Below are 19,639 nucleotides of genomic sequence, written 5' to 3' on the forward strand. Positions count from 1 at the left end.
TAAAAGTACCCTGGAAGGTACTTTTGTAGGCGATCGCCTCTGACTCCGGAAAGACATCCCCCCAACTTACAGCGCTTCGCGCCTGGATCTGTTTAGATTTTTTGTTGTGTGCCGCGCTCCGCAAGGCACACAACAAAAAATCTGTAGCTTATGCAATTGAAAATTGCTGTAAGACAACTCTGTAGCCGTATGCGTCTGTAATTCGGTTTGGGTGTTGCTGATTTGAGCTAAGGCGATTTCTAGAAAAGTTAGAGAATGCTGAGGTTCATTCCAGACACAATCGTTGGGCAGTAGACTATGAGCATCTGAGCTATTGCCCCCCCATCAGCAAGACCAAGAAGGAAAACCCTATGTGGCAGCGTCTTTTAATAGCGATTTTGATTGGTGTATGGAGTCTCACAGCCGCCTTTTTACCCACACCCGCAGCCCACGCAGCCGATTGCACATTAACGGCGATCGTGTGGGAAGGGTACACCGATGCATCGTTTGCTAAAGAATTTGAACAGCAAACGGGCTGTAGCATCAAAGCTACTTACGCCGGATCGAGTGACGAAATGTTCGCCAAGTTTCGTACAGGGGGCGGGCGCACCTATGATCTGATTTCAGCATCGGGTGACATTACCGAACGCTTGTATAAAGCCGGGTTAGTTCGCCCCATCGATACCAGCAAACTCAGCCATTACAGCACTATTTTTGAGTCGTTTCAGGGCGGAAAATGGAACACCTTTGAGGGTACGCCCTATGGTGTCACCTTTGCCTGGGGACCCAATGTGCTAATTTACAACACCAAAGCCGTTAAACCTGCACCCAGTTCTTGGGATATTCTGTTTGACCCAGACTATGCCGGAAAAATCGCCATTCCCGACAATCCCATGACGATCGCCGATGTCGCCCTCTGGCTAGGTAAATCTGACCCTTACGATTTAACCGAGAGCGACCTGGCAGAGGTCAAAACCAAACTTTTAGAACTGCGTCCCAACATTCGCAAATTTTGGACCACCGCTGGAGAACTAGCCAATTTATTCCAATCGGGTGAAGTGGTCATGGCGCACGCCTGGCCCCTCACCTACACCCAACTCAACAGCGAAGGGTATCCCATCGGCTCTGTTAATCCCAAGGGCAAGCTGACCGGATGGACGGACTCCTGGATGATTTCCAAAAATTCTCGCAATGCAGATGCCGCGTATAAATGGATCGACTTTATCCTCAGCGGCGACGGGCAGAAAGGGGTCATGGATGTGACAGGGTATTCTGGTGCAACCACACTCGGAGCAGAGGCGATCGGTACAGAACGCGCCCATGCCTTATTTATGGATGATCTCTCTCTGCACGCCCAGATCAATATGTGGCAAAGCGTCAAGAACTACGACCAATGGGTTCAACTCTGGAATGAAATTCGTAGTTAAGCTTCAAAGCACGTTTTAATCTAGTGGTCTGTCAATTAAGAATTGACGGTTAAAACGGGTAATGTGCTGCGCGAAGCGCAGCACATTACCCGTCAGAAAACAAGTGCTCTGTAGGGGCGCACCGCTGTGCGCCCTTACCCAAGAATTACGGGTTATTACAGCGCTTCGCGCTTAAATATGTTTAGATTTTTTGTTGTGTGCCGCGCGGAGCGCGGCACACAACAAAAAATCTGTGGCTTAATCAATTGAAAATGGCTATAAATCCATGATTCTAAGGAGGGGCACTGCTCTTCCACCCCATCCCTGACACAATCCAATGGGATTGCTATATTTTTCCAGAAAATAACCGCAGAGGGGCAGCACATTCGTGCTGCCCCTCTGCGGTTGTGAAGTAAATTTGTGAGATTGAAACGCAGGCTAAAATTCACACACTCTGGCGCTGGGGAAGCTCGAAGGGACACTTCCTTAAAGCAGGGCATTATTCTCTGCCCATGATGCCGCCAATACAGGGTAGATGCGACTGAATTAGCGATAGTCTGGCTCTGTCTGAGTCATGATGAAGCTGGAGGGGTCATATAGATAGCGGGTTGCCTCTTCTTCTAATCGGTGGATCTGAAAAGGCTCCATGACATTGCTATGACGGAGTGCAGCCAAATATCCATCGAGATAGAGGCGCAGTTCATCAAAGCGATAACCTCGATTCCACTGCTCATTCAGAGCGTCTGTGACTCTTTGGTAATAACGAATGGTTTGAGGGTCCAGAAGCATATGTAACAATCCTGCAATGTACTCACCAAACTTGACTCTAGTATTTGACTACAAGAATTTCGGGAGAATTTACCGAATAGCCAGTAGCAGTTCAATCAAGATGAATTTCTTACATTACTGTATTTGAGTCATCCACCTAGAGGATCGAAGGTCTGCTTTAGCTATTTTTCCCAAATTGCGGCTAGAAAGATGAAGCACGCGTAAATTTGCAATTAGGTTTTACGTAAATGCACCGCTACAGCGAACAGCGAACTCATGAAAGGAGTAAATAATTAGACTGCTAATTGACCAAAGAAGCTGGAGTAGCCAGTGTTACTAAATCCATACATTCGGGGAAATTGAACGTAAAAGTTTGGATACGTTCGGATAAGTTTATGTTGTTATACTTAACCTTACATTCATTGTAATTTCAAGAGGGTTTTAGTTTCTAGTCCTTGGGTTACATCGGCTGGTAACTCGACAGATAGTAACTCGACAGGTAACTTCCATCCGTGATTCCGACGCAATATGGTATCCCAGACCATCCCTGTGCTGAATTTGCACGATTTCTTAACCGACTCTGCTAAGCGCCAGCGAGCGTTTGTCACCACGATGGGAGCGGCACTACAAGACATTGGATTTTTTGCGCTGACGAATCACAACATTGATGCAGACTTAATTCGAGCAGCATATCGTGTATCTGAAGCTTTTTTTGCGTTGCCCACTGAGATCAAGCAACAGTACGAAGATCCGCAAAACAAAGGGCAGCGTGGGTTTACTCGGTTTGGTAAAGAACATGCCAAAGACCATCCTGTTGCCGACCTCAAAGAATTTTGGCACATAGGTCGAGAAATACCTGCCGATGCATCGGCAGAGCAGATGTGCCCTAATCTTTGGATGGCAGAAGTGCCCGAGTTTAAACCAATCATGACAGCACTGTATCAGCAACTGGAAGCCTGTGCCGCTGTGTTGCTCGAAGCATGTGCCCTGTATTTAGACCTACCAAGGTCATACTTGCGAGACATGATTGACAGGAGTGATACCTTGCTACGGGTTATTCACTATCCGCCCATTCCAGCAGAGGCACCCCCTGCCAGCCTGCGGGCAGCCGCCCACGAAGACATTAATTTAATTACTCTGTTATGTGAAGCAACTGCACCAGGACTGGAATTGAGGCAACGCGATCGCACCTGGTTGCCGATTCATGCCTTACCCGGTCAGATTATTGTCGATACGGGAGATATGTTGCAAAACCTGACCAATGGACTGCTCCGCAGCACGACCCATCGCGTGACCAATCCCACTAACGATCGCGATCGCCGGTTTTCGATGCCATTTTTTGTTCATCCGCGCAAAGAAGTTGATCTCACTCCCCTGCCCAACTGTGTAGCGAAAACCGGAGGTCAGCCGTGTTATCCTGCCTGGACAGCGGGTGACTATCTCAATCACCGTTTAAAAGAAATTGGTTTAGCATAGGCGATCGCCCAATCCTACTCATTCGGCTTTTGCCAACCGGCGATCGGCACAAAAAATAGTTATCGACGAATAATCAACTTATGGCTGCATCAGCACTATCCAAAAAAATTTCCACCCTAGCCCAAATTGCTCAAGAGCTACGACAGGGTCAGTACTTTAACATCACTCGCTTAACGAGCCTTAAAAGCCTTTGTGCCGAGCCAGAGGCAGCCAACCAATTTTGCTTTTATCTGGTTCAGATGACGCAGAAAAGAATGGCAGGGAAAACAAAACCAAGTCATCTTGACGAAGAAACCTGGATACATTGTCAGCAGATCGTTGATGAAGCGAGCCTTGACATAGAAAATTATTTAGCAGACCCTACCCCAGACCAGAAAAATTCATTGCGACAACTTTTTTCCCGAGTCAAAGACGTCAACAATAAGTACGAGAATCAGGCATGGGGTCCTGTGCGCATTATTCAAAGCAAAGAAGTGTTGTTGGTTGAAAATGCCTTAAATTGCATCCTCCGCCCTTCGGAATCAAGCTACTGGGGATATTATATTGCCAGAGAATATGCCGAATCCTACACCACAAGCCATGGCAGTGGCTTGACGCCAGGGTCAGCCCCCATGGTTGAAGAGATTGCTAACTTTTGGTGCCAATACCACTTTGGTAAACCTCTGAATGAGTGGTTGAATCAGCCGAAACGTAGGTCTAAACCCGTGTCTCAAGGCGATTGGTAAATAGTTCCGTATAGAAAAGAGGCGATCGCCCAATCCTACTCATTTGGCTTTTGCCAACCTGCGATCGCCTATATCTATGTCGAAATCAACTCACAGATCTCTAACTTCTGCACTTTCAGGGTGAATGGGTAAGGTTTTCTGGGAAGTTTTAGGCTGGATTTGTTCGATCGGAATATCCAACTTCTCAGAAAGCTCCAGAACATTGTTGGTAAAGTCTGTGGCAGTTGCGACAGCGCCACTGATTGCAATAGCAACAGCCAGTAAACCAGTAAGACGACGCTTAATTCGAGATGGTTGTCGCTTTTCAGGAGATCGAAGATCGTCTTCCAAATCATCCAAATGCATTTCAACTTCTTCGCGGTGTTCCACTGCAAAGGTTTGAGCTATGCTGCGAAGATTTTGAATGATCGTGCTAATTTCGTTGATATTTTGAGAATAGTCATAAAATATGTTGCCACTTTGAGTTGCATTATCTCCAATTACTACTCCAGCAAACTTGGAATGGCTAAAGTGAAGATTGTTGATTGTGGAACTTTGTTTTGATGGCAATAAAGAATCTGGATCGGTTGCAGCGACTTTCCCTTTATTAGTCAATTCCCAGGCTTTGCCATCATTAGTATTGCTAACACATTGTACGTACTCATTTTCCATCTCTTCCAAATAATATTTAACGATGTCATCAGGCAAACTTAGCTTTTGAGAAATCTTCTTGATAGTCTGAAGCCTTTGATTAATAGCTTGTAAGATCTTGATTTGATTGGGATGGAGCGTCACCGTAGGTTCCTCTACTCGAATGGGTCTACTCGCTAAAAGCTTTGTAATTTCTACAATGTTGATATTTTCGCGTTTATAGCCTTCGATTTCTTTATCTTTTGCGTGGAGTTCGGCTCGATATTGCGTTTCTATCCGTTGCAATTGGATTTCGTATTTTTGCAAAGCATTGCGCTCGATTTCGGCTTTGTTAAGCTTAGGAGAAACCGCAAGACGCACTTCAAATCCATTGCCTTTACGTTCAAATCCCTGAACGGTTAGGTTCTCGTCGCCATACTGGGTTTGCAATTCCTTAAATGAAGCGAGGAACGCTTTCCAGTCGATGCCATCGGCAAAGAATAGATCAACGGTGTCTAAAACTTTCTGGAACCGTTCAGTAAACTCTCCTGGCGCAAAGATCTTGTTTGGATCATGAGGGCGGCGATCTCCTTCTCCCTCCAAAAGAAAAATATAATTACAAATAACTTCGCTCAAATTTGTTGACGGGCTAATATTCCATTCTTGGATAGAGGCTCCAGTCAAATCAGCTTTATTAAAATTGGCTTCCAACGCGGATGCTCTAGTGAGATTAGAGTGTCTCAAGCAGGATTTTATAAATCGTGTTCTTATCAGGATAGAATGCCCAAGATAAGCATTACTCAAGTCTGCTTCAGTAAAGTCAGCATAAGTCAAATTGGCAGCAGGCAAAAAAGTATAGTTAAGTTTTGCCTTATTTAAATTAGCTCCATTTAAACGAATATCTGGAAGATGAGCGTAATTTAAGTTGGCTCCTTGAAGATTTGCTTTCTCACAATTTGCATTAGTGAGATCAGCGTGGCTGAGATCGATTTTACTAAGATCAGCTTGGACAAGACTAGCGTCCTTGAGGATAGTCTGGCGGAAATTCACCATGCTAAGGTTAGCGTGATTGAGATCTACACTACTGAGATCTGGATTAATAGTTGGATTTTCTTCTCTCCAGCGATTCCATGCGTCAATGCCTTGTCTCAAAATTGCCAGATGTTCATTGTTTGCCATCGCACTGCCTAATTTCTCTTCTGCACAAGCTTTTGTCTATTTTGGCTGAAAGCATGGGCAGCGTCACCGTATCCACGTTTATGTAGGGAGACATGGCATTTGCGCTGAGATTCACGGTTCCCAGCCCAGATCTTCGGGCAAATGCTACGCCCGTATAGCCATTTCCATGATTCAGCGATCGCATAGGAAAAAGGCGATCGCCCGTTGTTAGGGTAGGGGCGTGGCATTTGCGTTAAGATTCACGGTTCCTAGCCCAGATCTTCGAGCAAATGCTACGCCCGTACAGCCATTGCAATCATTTGGCGATCGCACAGGAAAAAGGCGATCGCCTATTGTTAGGGTAGGGGCGTGGCATTTGCGTTGAGATTCATGCTTCCCAGCCAAAATCTTCGGGCAAATGCTACGCCCGTACAGCCATTGCAATCATTTGGCGATCGCACAGGAAAAAGGCGATCGCCTGTTGTGTGGGTAGGGGCGTGGCATTTGCGTTGAGATTCATGCTTCCCAGCCCAGATCTTCGGGCAAATGCTACGCCCGTACAGCCATTGCAATCATTTGGCGATCGCACAGGAAAAAGGCGATCGCACAGAAAAAAGGCGATCGCCTATTGTTAGGGTAGGGGCGTGGCATTTGCGTTGAGATTCATGCTTCCCAGCCAAAATCTTCGGGCAAATGCTACGCCCGTACGGCTATTGCAATCATTCAGCGATCGCATAGAAAAAGGCGATCGCCCTGTGTTTGGGTAGGGGCGTGGCATTTGCGTTGAGCTTCACGGTTCCTAGCCAGAATCTTCGGGCAAATGCTACGCCCGTACAGCCATTGCAATCATTTGGCGATCGCACAAGAAAAAGGCGATCGCCTGTTGAGAAGCGATCGCCCGTTGATTAATGGTAGGGATATGGCATTGCCATATCCCGATGGCTGTGTCGATTAGTAACCGTATCGATTAGTAATCGAAGTCGCCGCCGCCCATGCCGCCGCCGCCAGCGGGAGCAGCTTCCTTAGGTTCTGGCTTATCAACCACGATACACTCGGTGGTCAACACCATGCCTGCAATAGACGCAGCATTTTGCAATGCCGAACGGGTGACTTTAGCGGGGTCAACGATACCTGCTTCAAACAAGTCAACGAACTCGTTGGTGGCTGCGTTGTAGCCGACGTTAAAGTCTTTTTCTTTAACGCGCTCAGCAATCACCGCGCCATTTTGTCCAGCATTTTCAGCAATCCGCTTCAGAGGAGCTGCCAATGCGCGAGCCACGATGTTTGCACCGATCAACTCTTCGCCGGTGAGCTTGTCTTTTGCCCAAGTTTCTAGCTGAGGAGACAGGTGAGCCAGTGTGGTACCACCACCGGGGACAATGCCTTCTTCAACGGCTGCTTTAGTGGCGTTGATGGCATCTTCCAGACGCAGCTTACGGTCTTTCATTTCGGTTTCAGTTGCCGCACCGACTTTGACGACCGCAACACCACCGGAAAGCTTAGCCAGGCGTTCTTGTAGCTTTTCTTTGTCGTAGGAAGACTCAGTTTCTTCGATCTGACGACGAATCTGGTCGCAACGGGTCTTGACTGCCTTTTCGTTGCCTTCAGCCACTAAGGTGGTGCTGTCTTTGGTGATGGTAATGCGGCGAGCCTTACCCAGCATGTCTAGTTTGACTGCATCCAGCTTCAGACCCGTATCTTCGGTGATCACTTGACCGCCGGTGAGAACAGCGATGTCTTCCAACATGGCTTTACGGCGATCGCCAAAGCCAGGAGCTTTGATAGCCGCAACATTCAGCACACCGCGCAGACGGTTAACCACCAGGGTAGCCAATGCTTCTTTTTCGATGTCTTCTGCAATGATCAGCAGCGGACGACCGGAACGAGCAACTTGCTCAAGCACGGGCACCAGGTCTTGTACCAGGGTGATTTTCTTGTCGGTCAACAGGATGAATGGCTCATCCAGAATAGCTTCCATCCGCTCGGTATCGGTAGCGAAGTAAGGAGAGATATAGCCTTTGTCAAAGCGCATCCCTTCAGTTACTTCTAGCTCGGTGGTCATCGACTTCCCTTCTTCCAGAGAAATCACACCTTCACGACCCACTTTTTCCATCGCTTCAGCAATCATGGCACCGACTTCTTCGTCGTTACCGGCGGAGATGGAACCGACTTGAGCGATCGCCTTAGAATCTTCTACGGGGCGAGCATGTTCAGCAATTTTTTCGACCAGGAAAGCAGTCGCTTTGTCGATGCCGCGCTTCAGAGAGATAGCATTGGCACCCGCTGCAACGTTACGCAGACCTTCTTTAACCATGGCATGAGCCAAAACGGTTGCGGTAGTTGTACCGTCACCAGCGGCATCATTGGTTTTAGAAGCTGCCTGACGGATCAGAGCAACACCTGTGTTTTCGATATGATCTTCGAGTTCGATTTCTTTTGCGATGGTGACGCCGTCATTGACGATTTGGGGCGCACCAAACTTTTTCTCTAGAACGACGTTGCGTCCTTTAGGACCCAAAGTGACTGCAACGGCTTCCGCTAGAATATCGATGCCTTTTTCGAGAGCACGACGAGCGTTTTCGTTGTAGATAATACGTTTAGCCATAGGTGTTTGATTCTCTGTGAACGTTGGATCTAAGGGATGAATTGAGCTGTGGGGAATAGAAATTAAACGATAGTGATCGGAAATAAACTCATTCGACTCATGCCGTCCGTAAAGCGGGTCATGATGAATGAGGGGTAACCATTACCCCTGACCGATCACGCGATCGCCAACTAGTCAACGATGGCTAGAATGTCTTTTTCGGAGAGTAGAACATACTCTTCGGTGCCTAACTTGATATCGGTTCCGGCATATTTGGAATAGAGAACTTTATCGCCGACCTTCACATCCATCTCTTGACGAACACCGTCGTCAGTGCGCTTACCAGGACCTACTGCGGCAATTTCCCCAACTTGAGGCTTTTCTTTTGCACTGTCAGGCAACAAGATGCCACCAGCGGTCTTCTCTTCAGAAGCGCTTACCTTTACAAAAACGCGATCGCCCAAGGGTTTAACAGTGGAAACGCTCAGAGATACTGCTGCCATACAAAATTCTCCAGACAACTTGAATTAAAATGGGTTCAGAGATGAGCTACTAATCAGTTGCGATTAGCTAAGGGTCAGCGGGTCAGCACGACTCGTAGGCAAGAGTAACGTTGGTCGCTCTAAACCTACCCGCTAAACACACAGAGACAGACTAATAGCTAACAGCCAACAGCCAGTAGCTAATAACCAGACACATTTGGAGTTAGCACTCTCAACTCCTGAGTGCTAATTTAACGAAGGATGGGGTCAACTGCAACTTATTTCTGAGTACGGTTTCCCGAACTGTTGCGGAAATTTGCTGAGTTTCAGTCGGTGCGATCGCCCAATCTTTTCTGGCGCAATCTCTTCTGCCACAAGCGTTTCTATGCCTTTTGATTGCCCTAAAAATACGTAAGACGGTTGCAGGATAGATGACAATCTGTGAGAAGAGGTTGACATCATAAATTCCCGTCTAAAACTTTACAATCTTTAACAATACAGCCCACGGGCACCGCTGATTTAGACAGCGCTGATTCTGGAAATGAATTTGGAGGTTCCACCTCCAAATTCATCCTGCTATAGAGCAATGCTTTGATTTGGGCTGTGGGATTTGATGAGACGACAGGTGATGAGCTGAAACGCGGCACGCCGCGTTTCAGCTCATCACCCTCCGGGTGCTAAATTCGTAGCGCTCGGTTTGGATCGGGCTTACGGGGATAGGTAGGTATAGCGACTGAGCGAGCGTTCGTAGTTCTGCAATAGCAACTGCGACTCCTGGATGGTGATCCGCTTGTCTTGCAACGCTTGCTCGGTGCGGCGACGAATACTTTCCACCAGATCTTCGCAGTCATATTGCACATAGCCCAACACCTCATTTAAGGTGTCGCCTTTGACCACATGTTCGATCTGATAGCCCGTGGGCGTCAGTTTGATGTGGACTGCATTGGTATCGCCAAACAAGTTGTGCAAATTGCCCATAATTTCCTGGTAAGCCCCACCGAGAAACAAGCCCAGGTAGTAGGGTTTATAGGATGGATGCAGACCCAACGCTGCAAGCGGAGTGTCCGATGCTGCCGGGATCGGTTTACTATCCTCGTTCGGCTCCAGGGGATGCAACTCCATCACATATTTGACATCGCGCAGATCGATAAACTGGTCAATTTTGCCATCGCTGTCGCAGGTCAGGTCGGCTAAGGTGCCCCGTTGAGTCGGTTCTTCATCAAGGCGATGGATGGGCATGATCGGAAATAGTTGGTCGATCGCCCAGGAGTCGGGCGCAGATTGGAAGACAGAGAGGTTGATATAGTAGATCGATGCCATGATCTTTTCTAGATCTTCCAGGTCATCCGGGACATATTCTTGTTGACGTGCGATCGCCAAAATTTTGCCACAACACGCCCAATACAACCGCTCTGCCCGTGCCCGTTCGGTCAGGCTGAGGTAGCCAAAACCAAATAGACTAATGGCTTCTTCTTTGAATTGAGTGGCATCGTGGTATGCCTCTTGATAATTTTCAGCCGTGAGAGATTGGTAGGTTTCGTAGAGATTGCGAATGATCAGGTGCTCTTTTTCCTGCAAAGGGGCAGGTGGCTCAATCACCACATCACTCGTTCCCAAAACATCAAACACCAATACCGACTGATGGGAGGCGATCGCCCGACCACTTTCGCTGATCAGGGTAGGGGTAGGCAAGCCGCGTTCTTCGCAGGTTTCCTTAACCTCTGCCACCACATCATTGGCATAATTCTGCATGTTGTAGTTTTTGGATGCATAGAAATTGGTTTTGGAGCCGTCATAATCAACGCCCAAACCGCCGCCCACATCCAAATACTGCATTGCCGCACCGAGTCGAGCCAGTTCGACATAAATCTGGCTGGCTTCGCGAATGGCATCTTTAACCACGGCAATTGAAGAAATTTGGGAGCCAATGTGATAGTGCAGCAGTTGCAGACACCCCAACATATCTGCTGCCCGCAGTTGTTCCACTGCTTGAATAATTTCGGGCACAGTTAAGCCAAATTTAGCGCGATCGCCTGCCGAGGTGCCCCAGCGGCCCACCCCTTTGCTGCTGAGCTTGGCACGTACCCCGAGAATCGGTTCAATACCCAACTTGCGGCTGGCTTCAATCACCAAGCCCACTTCCTCAAGCTGCTCCAGCACAATAATCGGCGTTTGCCCCATGCGTCGTGCCAACATTGCCGTTTCCACATACTCCCGATCTTTGTAGCCATTGCAGATCATTAAGGCTCCGGGTGTATCGAGCAATGCCAGCCCGATCATTAACTCGGGTTTAGAACCGGCTTCCAAACCAAATTGATGGGGCTTGCCAAACCGTACCAAATCTTCGACCAGGTGCCGTTGTTGGTTGCATTTCACCGGAAAAACGCCGCGATACACGCCCTGATAGTTATATCGGGCGATCGCCTTCGCAAAACACGCATTCAACCGTTCAATTCGGTCTTCCAAAATATCGGAAAATCGGATGAGCAACGGCAATCCTAGATTCCGTAACTTCAGCGCATTCACCAGTTCATACAAATCTAACGAACCGCCGCGATCGCCCTTCGGAGATACGGTGACATGCCCCGCCGCATTGATCGAAAAATAGGGTTCTCCCCATCCCTTGATGCGGTATAGCTCTTCACTATCTTCGATCGTCCAGATATCGGGTTTAGCTGGCTCTGGCACCGCATTGAGATTGAGCGCAAGCAATTTTTCAGCTTCTAGCGGCGTTCCTCTTGACTGACCCCCCATGTTTCACCTCCAAGGCGAACGACAAACCATCAAACAATCAAATTTACCCAATTACTTTACAAACGATCTTATTTTTCTGAGCATAGATGAGGGACATTAATTAGGAGTAACAATCTGTGGAACGGACTTTTTTAGCGATCAAACCCGATGGTGTGCAACGCGGTTTAGTAGGTGAAATTATTCGTCGCTTCGAAGCCAAAGGGTTTACGCTGGTTGGGCTAAAACTCATGAGCGTCAGCCGAGAATTGGCAGAACAGCATTACGATGTTCACAAAGAGAAGCCCTTTTTCGCAGGACTGGTCAATTTCATCACCTCTGGTCCAGTTGTGGCGATGGTTTGGCAAGGTGAAGGGGTGGTGGCTTCTGCCCGTAAAATCATTGGTGCGACCAACCCACTCACCTCTGAACCCGGAACCTTACGAGGAGATTTTGGTGTCAGCATTGGGCGCAATATCATCCACGGTTCCGATGCCGTCGAAACGGCTCAACGGGAAATCAGCCTTTGGTTTTCGGATGCAGACCTGGTGGACTGGCAACCTGTGACTACACCCTGGCTTTACGAATAAGACCTTAATCTCTCTGGGTTAAGGTTGGATGATCATTGAGGATCGTTCATGAGCGAGGCGCAATTCGCCTCGCTCAAATTTTAGGGTTGCGGCTATGGCAAACGCATTCTCTGCTGGTTTCGACTCCGCTCAACCAGCCCGCGCCCTGAGCGAAGCCGAAGGGCAACTGCACCGTTAACCTCTGTATGCAAAATCGCCCCCATAGCCTGTCGTGGACATCGTGGCGTTGCGGCGACGCCAACCATAAACCTGCGAGTTATTCAAATCACGCTTCTGCGCCTTTCCTAGACTCGTAGATTGAATAAAACTCAGAGTTGTTTTTTCGTGCGCGAAGCGCACGAAAAAACAACTTTTAGAACAGACCCTAGTCAACGGAGACTTCTTGGATTTCTTTGGGTTTGAGTTCCGTGTCGAGAGAACCAGGAGACGATACGGATGTTAAATGGTCGTCTGTCTCATCGGGTTGCGATCGCTTGGAAAATCCCCAGGTAAATAAGGCTACGATCGCGACCACCATCAACCATTCGGGTGGCACAAAACTTTCATTCACCACTCGAATTAACAGACGAATGCCAACCAGGGCAACGGTGATGTATCCGGCATCTTCCAGATGCACATATTTATCGAGCCAGCGAATAAATAACCCTGCCATCAGCCGCAAGGTTAAGATGCCGATGGCACCGCCCGTTAACACCAACCAGGTTTCCTGAGAAATGGCGATCGCAGTCGTCACACTATCCAACGAAAACGCCAGATCAGTAATGGCGATCATAGGAATTGCTTGCCAGAGCGAGGAAAACCGGGGACCGTGGTGGTGATGATGGTGTTCAGTATCTTCTTCGTCAGAGGTAAAGTACTGAAATACCAACCACAGTAAATAAGCAGCTCCTGCCAACTCAAACTGCCAATATTTTGCTACCCAGGTTGCCGTCAAAATCAAGGAAACTCTCAAGACAAACGCAACAACCAACCCAAGATTAAGGGCGCGCCGCTGCATATTGCTGTTTTCCATGCCTTGAGCCAGGGCGGCAAGAGCGATCGCATTGTCTGCTGATAGCACTACTTCCAGGGCTATCAAGACAGGTAGAAGCAGGAGCGTATCCACCCCAACATGAGGAGACAGATCTAGCAGTTTATCTAGCATTAATCAAAGGCTTATCAGCTAAAAAGAACAAACTTTGTACAAGGGATAAAGCATTCGCCATAAGACGCTGGATAAAGAATAAAGAGCGACACCTTTGCCGGGAGGTTCAACCCCTTACCCTGTCTGGATCACTGATTCAATAAAATCTGAAAGTTTGGGGTTGGCAGTGCGGCAACGCCGTGTTTCCAAACCGCAATCTTCGGGTTTATGAACGTCACGATCCCATCCTGATCGATTTGCCGATTGCTCTAACCATAAAAAGACCCTACATTCCTTAACCTAGCTTAATCTTGATCTTTACAGAATTCTAATACCAATCTTTCCTCAGGAGGTTTCTGAAAAAGATGTTACCCCCTATGAGAGCAAAGCGTTCGTTAGATCGTTTTTAGTAAGCGGCGAAAATCTCGGTTTGAATGCTTCGTTCCTACGATTTGCTGGGATGCCCTTTTCTAGAAATCGCCCAAGGATCGTGGATTTAATAAAACCCGATTCTTTTTGAGATTTTGAGAGAGCGACGGCGGAGCCGTCGCTCTCTCAAAAAGAATTACAGGTTATTTAATTTGGGATCCTGAGAAGTTGAGGGTGCTTTGCACGCTCCAGGTTTTCAGAAGGATTGCCAGGAGTTGCCGTTCAAACAGTTGCCGTCTAAAACATAGAATAGAGGTTTGCCAAAGCCAGATTTCCTAATCTTCCTGGACTATTGACCCGTGAGCTATTCCCAGATTCATAGCCTATTAACCCAATTTCGAACACGCTATCCCATGGGTAGCCTCGTCTCAGAATTGCTGATGATCCATGACGGTAATTACATTGTGCGGGCATCTGTGCAGATGGGCGGGACGACACTCGCTACCGGATTGGCGTCTGTTGCTGATGTTGAAGCGGCGGAAGACCGAGCTAAAGTACGAGCGTTGGAAGCCTTGGGTATTCAAACTTCGAGTTTATTGCTGGGCACTGCCTCACCTGTGCCATCTGAGTCTGAACCGATGATGCGGCTAAGCTCAGAGCCACCGCTGGGTACCGTAACACCAGGCGTGACGCCAGCCGTAGCGCCAACGGTAACACCAGAGGTGCCAACGCCCGTTAAGTCTGCTAACGTGATTCCGTTAACAGAGCATCGCTCAATGCCGCCTGCTCTGACGGAACTGCCTCCGATACCAGCTGTTGCCACCCCCAAAAAGAGTATTCCCAAAACTACGCCTGTTGTTGCGGATCTCTATGCCCACACGATTTTGGACGAAGACCCGGATGCTGCCCTCACCGCTGACCCAACGGTGTTGATGGATGATGTGTTGCCATCCCTTTCGACAGGCGATCGCCTTTTTCATCAAGAAGTTGAATCGAGCGATCGCCCGAAATCCACCCCGTCGGCACCTGCCCCTGTGACTAACGACATCACCATTGATTTGTCGGAAGAAATCGCCCAAATCGATGTAGAAATCAAGCGTCTGGGCTGGACGAAAAAGCGAGGCAGCGACCACTTGAAAAAAATGTATGGAAAAGCAACGCGCCGAGAATTAACCCCCGAAGAGTTGTTTGATTTTCTGGATTACCTTAAAGATCAACCTGCCAACCCGGATCGTTAGATTTGGCAATTTAATGAGCGATTGCACCAGATACCGCAGGGGCGCATCGCGATGCGCCCTTACAGAGGATGAATGTGCCGTGCAGTCTGTCTAAATCGGTAATCTAGCAATTCTCAACGGTGTGATACCGATATAAACGAATGGATGGGCACATAGAAGTTCAGGAGGGGCTTGGCACTGCCAAGCCCTGTAGAGAATCTGTCGTTCTCTTAATTTAATTGGTATGACCTACAAATTGTTGTGAGAGCCGCGCTCTGCGCGGCTCCCATACCAGATTTCATCGCTGGATGAAGCAATGCCTATCGTCCTAATAAATTGGGGATACCGTCGCATCCTCCGGGGATCGTTTTTCGAGTTTTAGAACCGCCCCAGGCACAGCAATAGTGCCGTTGTTCTTCAGATAGGCGTTTTACCCCTTTTAAGTTTGCCCCTTCCAGCACTGCGCCTGTGTATTCCCCTGTTTCGTAATTGGGGACTTCAGTACGGCTACGAGGCGACGCTTTTTCTACGGAACCATAAAATAACCGTGCGCCCATCATATCGGAGCCTGCCAGCGTCGTATCACACAGGATGGTGCGTGCCAGGTTGGCTTTGACCAGGTCGCAGTTGAGCAGGTTGGCTCGAATTAAATTGACATCACTCAAATCCGTCCAGCGCAGATCTGTGCCCGATAGATCGGCAGCCGCCAGCATCACCCCCAGGTCGATGACTCGGATGCCAAAGTCGCGATCTTCTTGATAGCCGCCCATGCCATCTAAAATCGCGCGCCCCAAATGGCGATCGCGCCTCAGGGGTGACAATAACCGCGATCGCGATAGAAACCGAATCACTTTCGCCTTACCCGTGGCGTCGATGCTACTGAGAATGGCTGCCGTTCGTCCTTCTGCAATCGCCCGTTCCTGGGGCCAATCTTCCAGTAAGCCCGCTGCATCTAACACCAGATCAGAAATGCCCTGAAAGTAGGAGTCAATGGTTTGCTGTTGGGTGATCAGATTTTGCTGAATTGTCAGATCCTTGGAAATAACATATTGTCTCCAGGCGACATAAACTGCCAGTACCGCAATTAAAATTTGCCCTACCGCACCAATCACCTCGCCCGTCGCGCCAACCGCTTCCCAGGGCAACTGGCTATACCAAACGCCAATAGACTGCTGCACCCCGCTAAAGTGCAATAGGCTGATGATAGAAAAAATACAGGCGATCAGGCTAAGGGTTAGCAGCCGTTGTTCTGGCGATAGCAACTCTGTTAATGCCCGACTGACATCTCGCCAAAGCACTCTCCCCGAAACCACCAGGGCAACCATGGCAGCAGCAATGCCGATCCACATACTATCGAGCAGCAAGCCAAATATCAGTAGGGCGATCGCCACCAGCAAAATCACCGACGTTGCTGATTGCCCCACCCCTTGATAGACCGGGAAGGCAAATTTACGGGTTGATAATGGCAGTGATTTATCGGGACTGCGCGTCGCTTCTAGACTCTGGGTATCGGTCTTCGTCTCAGCGGCGGTAGCAGTGGTCAGGGCAGTGGCTTGACCCTGCACAGATTCTACTGACGGCTGACCAGCACGGTTGTCCATGTCCACAGTCGATGCGGCTTGGGACGGTGTTGCAGCACCGTTAGCGGATGTGTTGGATGAAAGATCGCCAGGAGCTGGATCGGGCTTGGAGGTCATGGGCTATGGATGAAGAATGCCGAGGGTAATTGCGGTCTGTTGGAGTTCACAATTATATCTTCTTGTAAAAAATCATAAAAATCAGGAGAAATATAGCTATAGCGATCCTAAATCTGTTGTGAGAGCGTCCGCCCGAAGGGCGGGCGCTCTCACAACTAATCAGGTTCACGAATCAAATAGGATCGCTATAGTGAGGCTGATTGAGTGTACGGTTCCCTGACTATTGGAACACAATTTCACCCATAGAGCCTACCTCCAAAAAGGGCAATTTGGGTCTAAAGGGTTTGAAAATGGTGGTATTGGTTAATTCAGCTATGAAAACTGGTGTGGGTGCGACACGAAGTGCCGCACCCACACCAGTTTTCATAGCCCAAATCAGCAACGCTGTAATTTCTATCGAGTCAGAGGAACCAGGACTAAGGCATTGCGCCCTTCTCTACGAATTTTTCCCTCCGCGATCGCTTGTTGCAATTTTTCTAGAGCGGCTAAATCATCAGAGCGATAGCCTCGCATCATAACCACTTGCCGAATCAGACCTTCTGACTCGACGCTGAGCCATCCTGTGTTGAGAGCAGATTGCACAAGCTTATCTAGCATGATGTCCTGTCGCCATGTTAACTGCCAGTCTCCATACCTAAATATCGGCGATCGCAGCCCCTGAGGTGTTGACAGAGATCAGAAAACCATGTGATGTAAAAGACCCAATCACTGTGATAAATATCACTGATCACGCCGCCTATTTCTGCGTTGGGGTGGATAGGCAACAGAATTCCATGGATTTTTCCTGCGTCAATCGCTCCACAATTCATCAAGGACTCGCCACGAAAATATAGATCCTGTGTTGTGATGGTGTGGCTCTGCCGCGCCATCACAACACGGGGATTTATCAACTTGCAGATCCCTAACGTCGAGTCAAGAGCTTGGCTCATGCGGCGTGTCGCCATACACTACTATTTTGTTGGTTGGTGGATCTCACTTCAGTGGCACAGGGCGCGATGCTGATTAATTTTTTGAACCGAGCTGCAAAACCGACACAACCCGGAGAAAGACATTCTCAACATTGGTTTTGGCTGAGTCTCAGCTTGACATTTGCTATTGTGTACGGCTTAGTTGCCCTCAAAACGGCTTTTAGCAGTGATTATGTGGTGCATGACGATGCCCGACAGCATGTTTTTTGGATGCGGCGGTTTCTTGACCCTGACTTGTTTCCCAATGATCTGATTGCCGATTACTTTCAGTCGGTTGCGCCTTTGGGGTTTGTCGCGGTCTACCGATTTTTTGCCCTGTTTGGCATTGACCCCATCTGGCTCCACAAGGTATTGCCGATGGCGTTGGGCTTGGTGATGACGGCATATTGCTATGGGGTCAGCATTCAGATTTTGCCTGTCCCAGCCGTGGGGTTTGTATCATCGCTGTTGCTCAACCAGGTAAGCTGGTCGGAGGATAATTTGCCCTCTGGTACCCCCAGAGCCTTTGTTTATCCGCTGTTTCTGGCGTTTTTGTATTACCTCCAACGGCGATCGCTATTTCCCTGTTTAGGGGCGATCGCGCTCCTGAGTTTGTTTTATCCTCACTACACCTTGATTGCTATTGTGGTTCTGGCACTGCAACTGGTGCAATGGCAAAACGGACGCCCCAGACTGACGCAAGACTGGCAAGAGTATCGATTTTGTACAGCCGCGATTGGTATGGCAATTCTGACGATGTTGCCTTACGTGCTGGCTGATTCGCCTTACAGTCCAGTCGTCACCCTGGCGCAGGCGCAGCAAATGCCCGAATTTGCTGACTATGGGAGAACAGCTTTTTTTAGCGATAATGCCTGGGAGTTTTGGGTTACAGGTCCCCGCAGTGGCATTGCTCCGCCCACCTTTCCACCGCTAATGTGGGCGAGTGTGCTGCTGCCCGTGGTAATGGTATACGCCAGATTTTTCCCTCTAACGCAACAAATGACCCGACAGGTCTGGGTACTGGCTCACGCCTGCGTTGCAGCCTTTGTTCTATTTTTGATGGCTCATGGGGCGTTATTTGAGCTGCATTTGCCAAATCGGTATACCAGCCATAGTTTGCGTATGGTGATGGCGATCGCTGCCGGGGTTGTCATCGTCAGTCTTTTGGAGGTGTTAATCCGCGCGATCGCCACGGGCACCCGGCAGGTATGGGCGAAACAACTGTTACTCGGCGGCTTACTGCTATTTTTAGTGTTAGCCCCTCTGTTGGATGGCAGGTTTGGGGAACGCGCCTACATTATTGGCGAAGAACCTGAGGTCTATGAATTTTTTGCGCAGCAACCGAAAGATATCCTGGTCGCGTCAGTTGCCATGGAAGCCCGCAACATTCCAACGTTTTCGAAGCGCTCTGTACTCGTCAGTCGTGAACATGCGATCCCATTTCACCTGGGCTATTATCAAAAATTTCGCCAGCGGGTGCTCGATCTGCTGGAAGCTCAATACAGCCCTGATATCAACACCCTGCGCGATTTTACCCAAAAATATGGGATTGATTTTTGGTTACTGGACAAAGATACGTTTGCGCCAAAATATCCGCTGAGAAACTGGATTACCCAATATCGACCGCTGGTGCGTCAGATTAGCCGTCAGCTCGACAGGGGCAGCAAACCTGTGCTGGCAGAGGCGATCGCCCGGTGTACGATTTTGACCGGAAACGAAGTCGTGGTCTTGAAAGCAGACTGTCCGATTCAATAAAACCCGATCAATCAAAAATTTTGC

16 protein-coding genes are annotated in these 19,639 nt (G+C 48.7%); 7 read left to right on the plus strand and 9 right to left on the minus strand.

Going from position 1 to position 19,639, the window contains the following annotated elements; translation table 11 throughout:
• Nucleotides 1–350: 350 nt before the first annotated feature.
• Complete coding sequence (locus ACR6Z4_RS19505) at nucleotides 351–1,406, plus strand: ABC transporter substrate-binding protein (RefSeq protein WP_479718985.1); 1,056 nt, start codon at nucleotides 351–353, stop codon at nucleotides 1,404–1,406.
• A 525-nt stretch (nucleotides 1,407–1,931) separates the two neighbouring features.
• Here ACR6Z4_RS19505 and ACR6Z4_RS19510 read toward each other — a convergent pair.
• Nucleotides 1,932–2,174: a DUF6761 family protein gene (locus ACR6Z4_RS19510; RefSeq protein ID WP_479718986.1), complete on the minus strand. Its 243-nt coding sequence runs from the start codon at nucleotides 2,172–2,174 to the stop codon at nucleotides 1,932–1,934.
• Nucleotides 2,175–2,681: 507 nt separating this feature from the next.
• Here ACR6Z4_RS19510 and ACR6Z4_RS19515 point away from each other — a divergent pair.
• The gene (locus ACR6Z4_RS19515; RefSeq protein ID WP_479718987.1) at nucleotides 2,682–3,629 is read left to right on the plus strand and encodes an isopenicillin N synthase family dioxygenase; all 948 of its coding nucleotides are present in this window, start codon (nucleotides 2,682–2,684) and stop codon (nucleotides 3,627–3,629) included.
• A gap of 80 nt (nucleotides 3,630–3,709) precedes the next feature.
• Entirely contained in the window at nucleotides 3,710–4,354 is a 645-nt protein-coding gene (locus ACR6Z4_RS19520) for a hypothetical protein (RefSeq protein WP_479718988.1), read from the plus strand.
• Nucleotides 4,355–4,444: 90 nt separating this feature from the next.
• Here ACR6Z4_RS19520 and ACR6Z4_RS19525 read toward each other — a convergent pair whose 3' ends face one another.
• The gene (locus ACR6Z4_RS19525; RefSeq protein WP_479718989.1) at nucleotides 4,445–6,142 is read right to left on the minus strand and encodes a pentapeptide repeat-containing protein; all 1,698 of its coding nucleotides are present in this window, start codon (nucleotides 6,140–6,142) and stop codon (nucleotides 4,445–4,447) included.
• Between the two features lie 799 nt (nucleotides 6,143–6,941).
• Between ACR6Z4_RS19525 and ACR6Z4_RS19530 the strand changes: the two genes are divergently transcribed.
• Nucleotides 6,942–7,076 (plus strand): hypothetical protein, encoded by a 135-nt coding sequence (locus tag ACR6Z4_RS19530; protein ID WP_479718990.1) that lies wholly within the window; start codon nucleotides 6,942–6,944, stop codon nucleotides 7,074–7,076.
• Nucleotides 7,077–7,088: 12 nt separating this feature from the next.
• On the opposite strand, the gene groL is transcribed toward ACR6Z4_RS19530, so the two are convergent.
• The 3 genes from groL to speA form a co-directional block, all read right to left on the minus strand.
• A complete protein-coding gene (groL, locus tag ACR6Z4_RS19535; protein WP_479718991.1) occupies nucleotides 7,089–8,726 on the minus strand; it encodes a chaperonin GroEL in 1,638 nt (545 codons plus the stop codon).
• 170 nt (nucleotides 8,727–8,896) lie between these two features.
• Entirely contained in the window at nucleotides 8,897–9,208 is a 312-nt protein-coding gene (groES, locus tag ACR6Z4_RS19540; protein WP_479718992.1) for a co-chaperone GroES, read from the minus strand.
• Between the two features lie 687 nt (nucleotides 9,209–9,895).
• Complete coding sequence (gene speA, locus ACR6Z4_RS19545; RefSeq protein WP_479718993.1) at nucleotides 9,896–11,941, minus strand: biosynthetic arginine decarboxylase; 2,046 nt, start codon at nucleotides 11,939–11,941, stop codon at nucleotides 9,896–9,898.
• Between the two features lie 116 nt (nucleotides 11,942–12,057).
• On the opposite strand from speA, the gene ndk reads away from it, so the two are divergent.
• Nucleotides 12,058–12,507: a nucleoside-diphosphate kinase gene (gene ndk / locus ACR6Z4_RS19550; RefSeq protein WP_479718994.1), complete on the plus strand. Its 450-nt coding sequence runs from the start codon at nucleotides 12,058–12,060 to the stop codon at nucleotides 12,505–12,507.
• A 364-nt stretch (nucleotides 12,508–12,871) separates the two neighbouring features.
• Here the strand turns inward: ndk and ACR6Z4_RS19555 are convergent, their stop codons facing one another.
• Complete coding sequence (locus ACR6Z4_RS19555) at nucleotides 12,872–13,651, minus strand: TerC family protein (protein ID WP_479718995.1); 780 nt, start codon at nucleotides 13,649–13,651, stop codon at nucleotides 12,872–12,874.
• 707 nt (nucleotides 13,652–14,358) lie between these two features.
• On the opposite strand from ACR6Z4_RS19555, the gene ACR6Z4_RS19560 reads away from it, so the two are divergent.
• Entirely contained in the window at nucleotides 14,359–15,237 is an 879-nt protein-coding gene (locus tag ACR6Z4_RS19560; RefSeq protein ID WP_479718996.1) for a hypothetical protein, read from the plus strand.
• A 299-nt stretch (nucleotides 15,238–15,536) separates the two neighbouring features.
• On the opposite strand, the gene ACR6Z4_RS19565 is transcribed toward ACR6Z4_RS19560, so the two are convergent.
• The 3 genes from ACR6Z4_RS19565 to ACR6Z4_RS19575 form a co-directional block, all read right to left on the minus strand.
• The gene (locus tag ACR6Z4_RS19565; RefSeq protein WP_479718997.1) at nucleotides 15,537–16,913 is read right to left on the minus strand and encodes a pentapeptide repeat-containing protein; all 1,377 of its coding nucleotides are present in this window, start codon (nucleotides 16,911–16,913) and stop codon (nucleotides 15,537–15,539) included.
• Nucleotides 16,914–17,306: 393 nt separating this feature from the next.
• A complete protein-coding gene (locus ACR6Z4_RS19570) occupies nucleotides 17,307–17,510 on the minus strand; it encodes a hypothetical protein (RefSeq protein ID WP_479718998.1) in 204 nt (67 codons plus the stop codon).
• Between the two features lie 17 nt (nucleotides 17,511–17,527).
• Nucleotides 17,528–17,842: a hypothetical protein gene (locus ACR6Z4_RS19575; protein ID WP_479718999.1), complete on the minus strand. Its 315-nt coding sequence runs from the start codon at nucleotides 17,840–17,842 to the stop codon at nucleotides 17,528–17,530.
• A 153-nt stretch (nucleotides 17,843–17,995) separates the two neighbouring features.
• On the opposite strand from ACR6Z4_RS19575, the gene ACR6Z4_RS19580 reads away from it, so the two are divergent.
• A complete protein-coding gene (locus tag ACR6Z4_RS19580; RefSeq protein WP_479719000.1) occupies nucleotides 17,996–19,615 on the plus strand; it encodes a hypothetical protein in 1,620 nt (539 codons plus the stop codon).
• Nucleotides 19,616–19,639: the final 24 nt, after the last annotated feature.

Source organism: Calyptranema fuscum S582, assembly GCF_055793305.1.

Excerpts from the sequence above, each read along its gene's own strand:
- ACR6Z4_RS19505 (WP_479718985.1), top strand. The coding sequence starts at position 351 with ATGTGGCAGCGTCTTTTAATAGCGATTTTGATTGGTGTATGGAGTCTC.
- ACR6Z4_RS19510 (WP_479718986.1), bottom strand. The coding sequence starts at position 2,174 with ATGCTTCTGGACCCTCAAACCATTCGTTATTACCAAAGAGTCACAGAC.
- ACR6Z4_RS19515 (WP_479718987.1), top strand. The coding sequence starts at position 2,682 with ATGGTATCCCAGACCATCCCTGTGCTGAATTTGCACGATTTCTTAACC.
- ACR6Z4_RS19520 (WP_479718988.1), top strand. The coding sequence starts at position 3,710 with ATGGCTGCATCAGCACTATCCAAAAAAATTTCCACCCTAGCCCAAATT.
- ACR6Z4_RS19525 (WP_479718989.1), bottom strand. The coding sequence starts at position 6,142 with ATGGCAAACAATGAACATCTGGCAATTTTGAGACAAGGCATTGACGCA.
- ACR6Z4_RS19530 (WP_479718990.1), top strand. The coding sequence starts at position 6,942 with ATGCTACGCCCGTACAGCCATTGCAATCATTTGGCGATCGCACAAGAA.
- groL (WP_479718991.1), bottom strand. The coding sequence starts at position 8,726 with ATGGCTAAACGTATTATCTACAACGAAAACGCTCGTCGTGCTCTCGAA.
- groES (WP_479718992.1), bottom strand. The coding sequence starts at position 9,208 with ATGGCAGCAGTATCTCTGAGCGTTTCCACTGTTAAACCCTTGGGCGAT.
- speA (WP_479718993.1), bottom strand. The coding sequence starts at position 11,941 with ATGGGGGGTCAGTCAAGAGGAACGCCGCTAGAAGCTGAAAAATTGCTT.
- ACR6Z4_RS19555 (WP_479718995.1), bottom strand. The coding sequence starts at position 13,651 with ATGCTAGATAAACTGCTAGATCTGTCTCCTCATGTTGGGGTGGATACG.
- ACR6Z4_RS19565 (WP_479718997.1), bottom strand. The coding sequence starts at position 16,913 with ATGACCTCCAAGCCCGATCCAGCTCCTGGCGATCTTTCATCCAACACA.
- ACR6Z4_RS19570 (WP_479718998.1), bottom strand. The coding sequence starts at position 17,510 with ATGCTAGATAAGCTTGTGCAATCTGCTCTCAACACAGGATGGCTCAGC.
- ACR6Z4_RS19575 (WP_479718999.1), bottom strand. The coding sequence starts at position 17,842 with ATGAGCCAAGCTCTTGACTCGACGTTAGGGATCTGCAAGTTGATAAAT.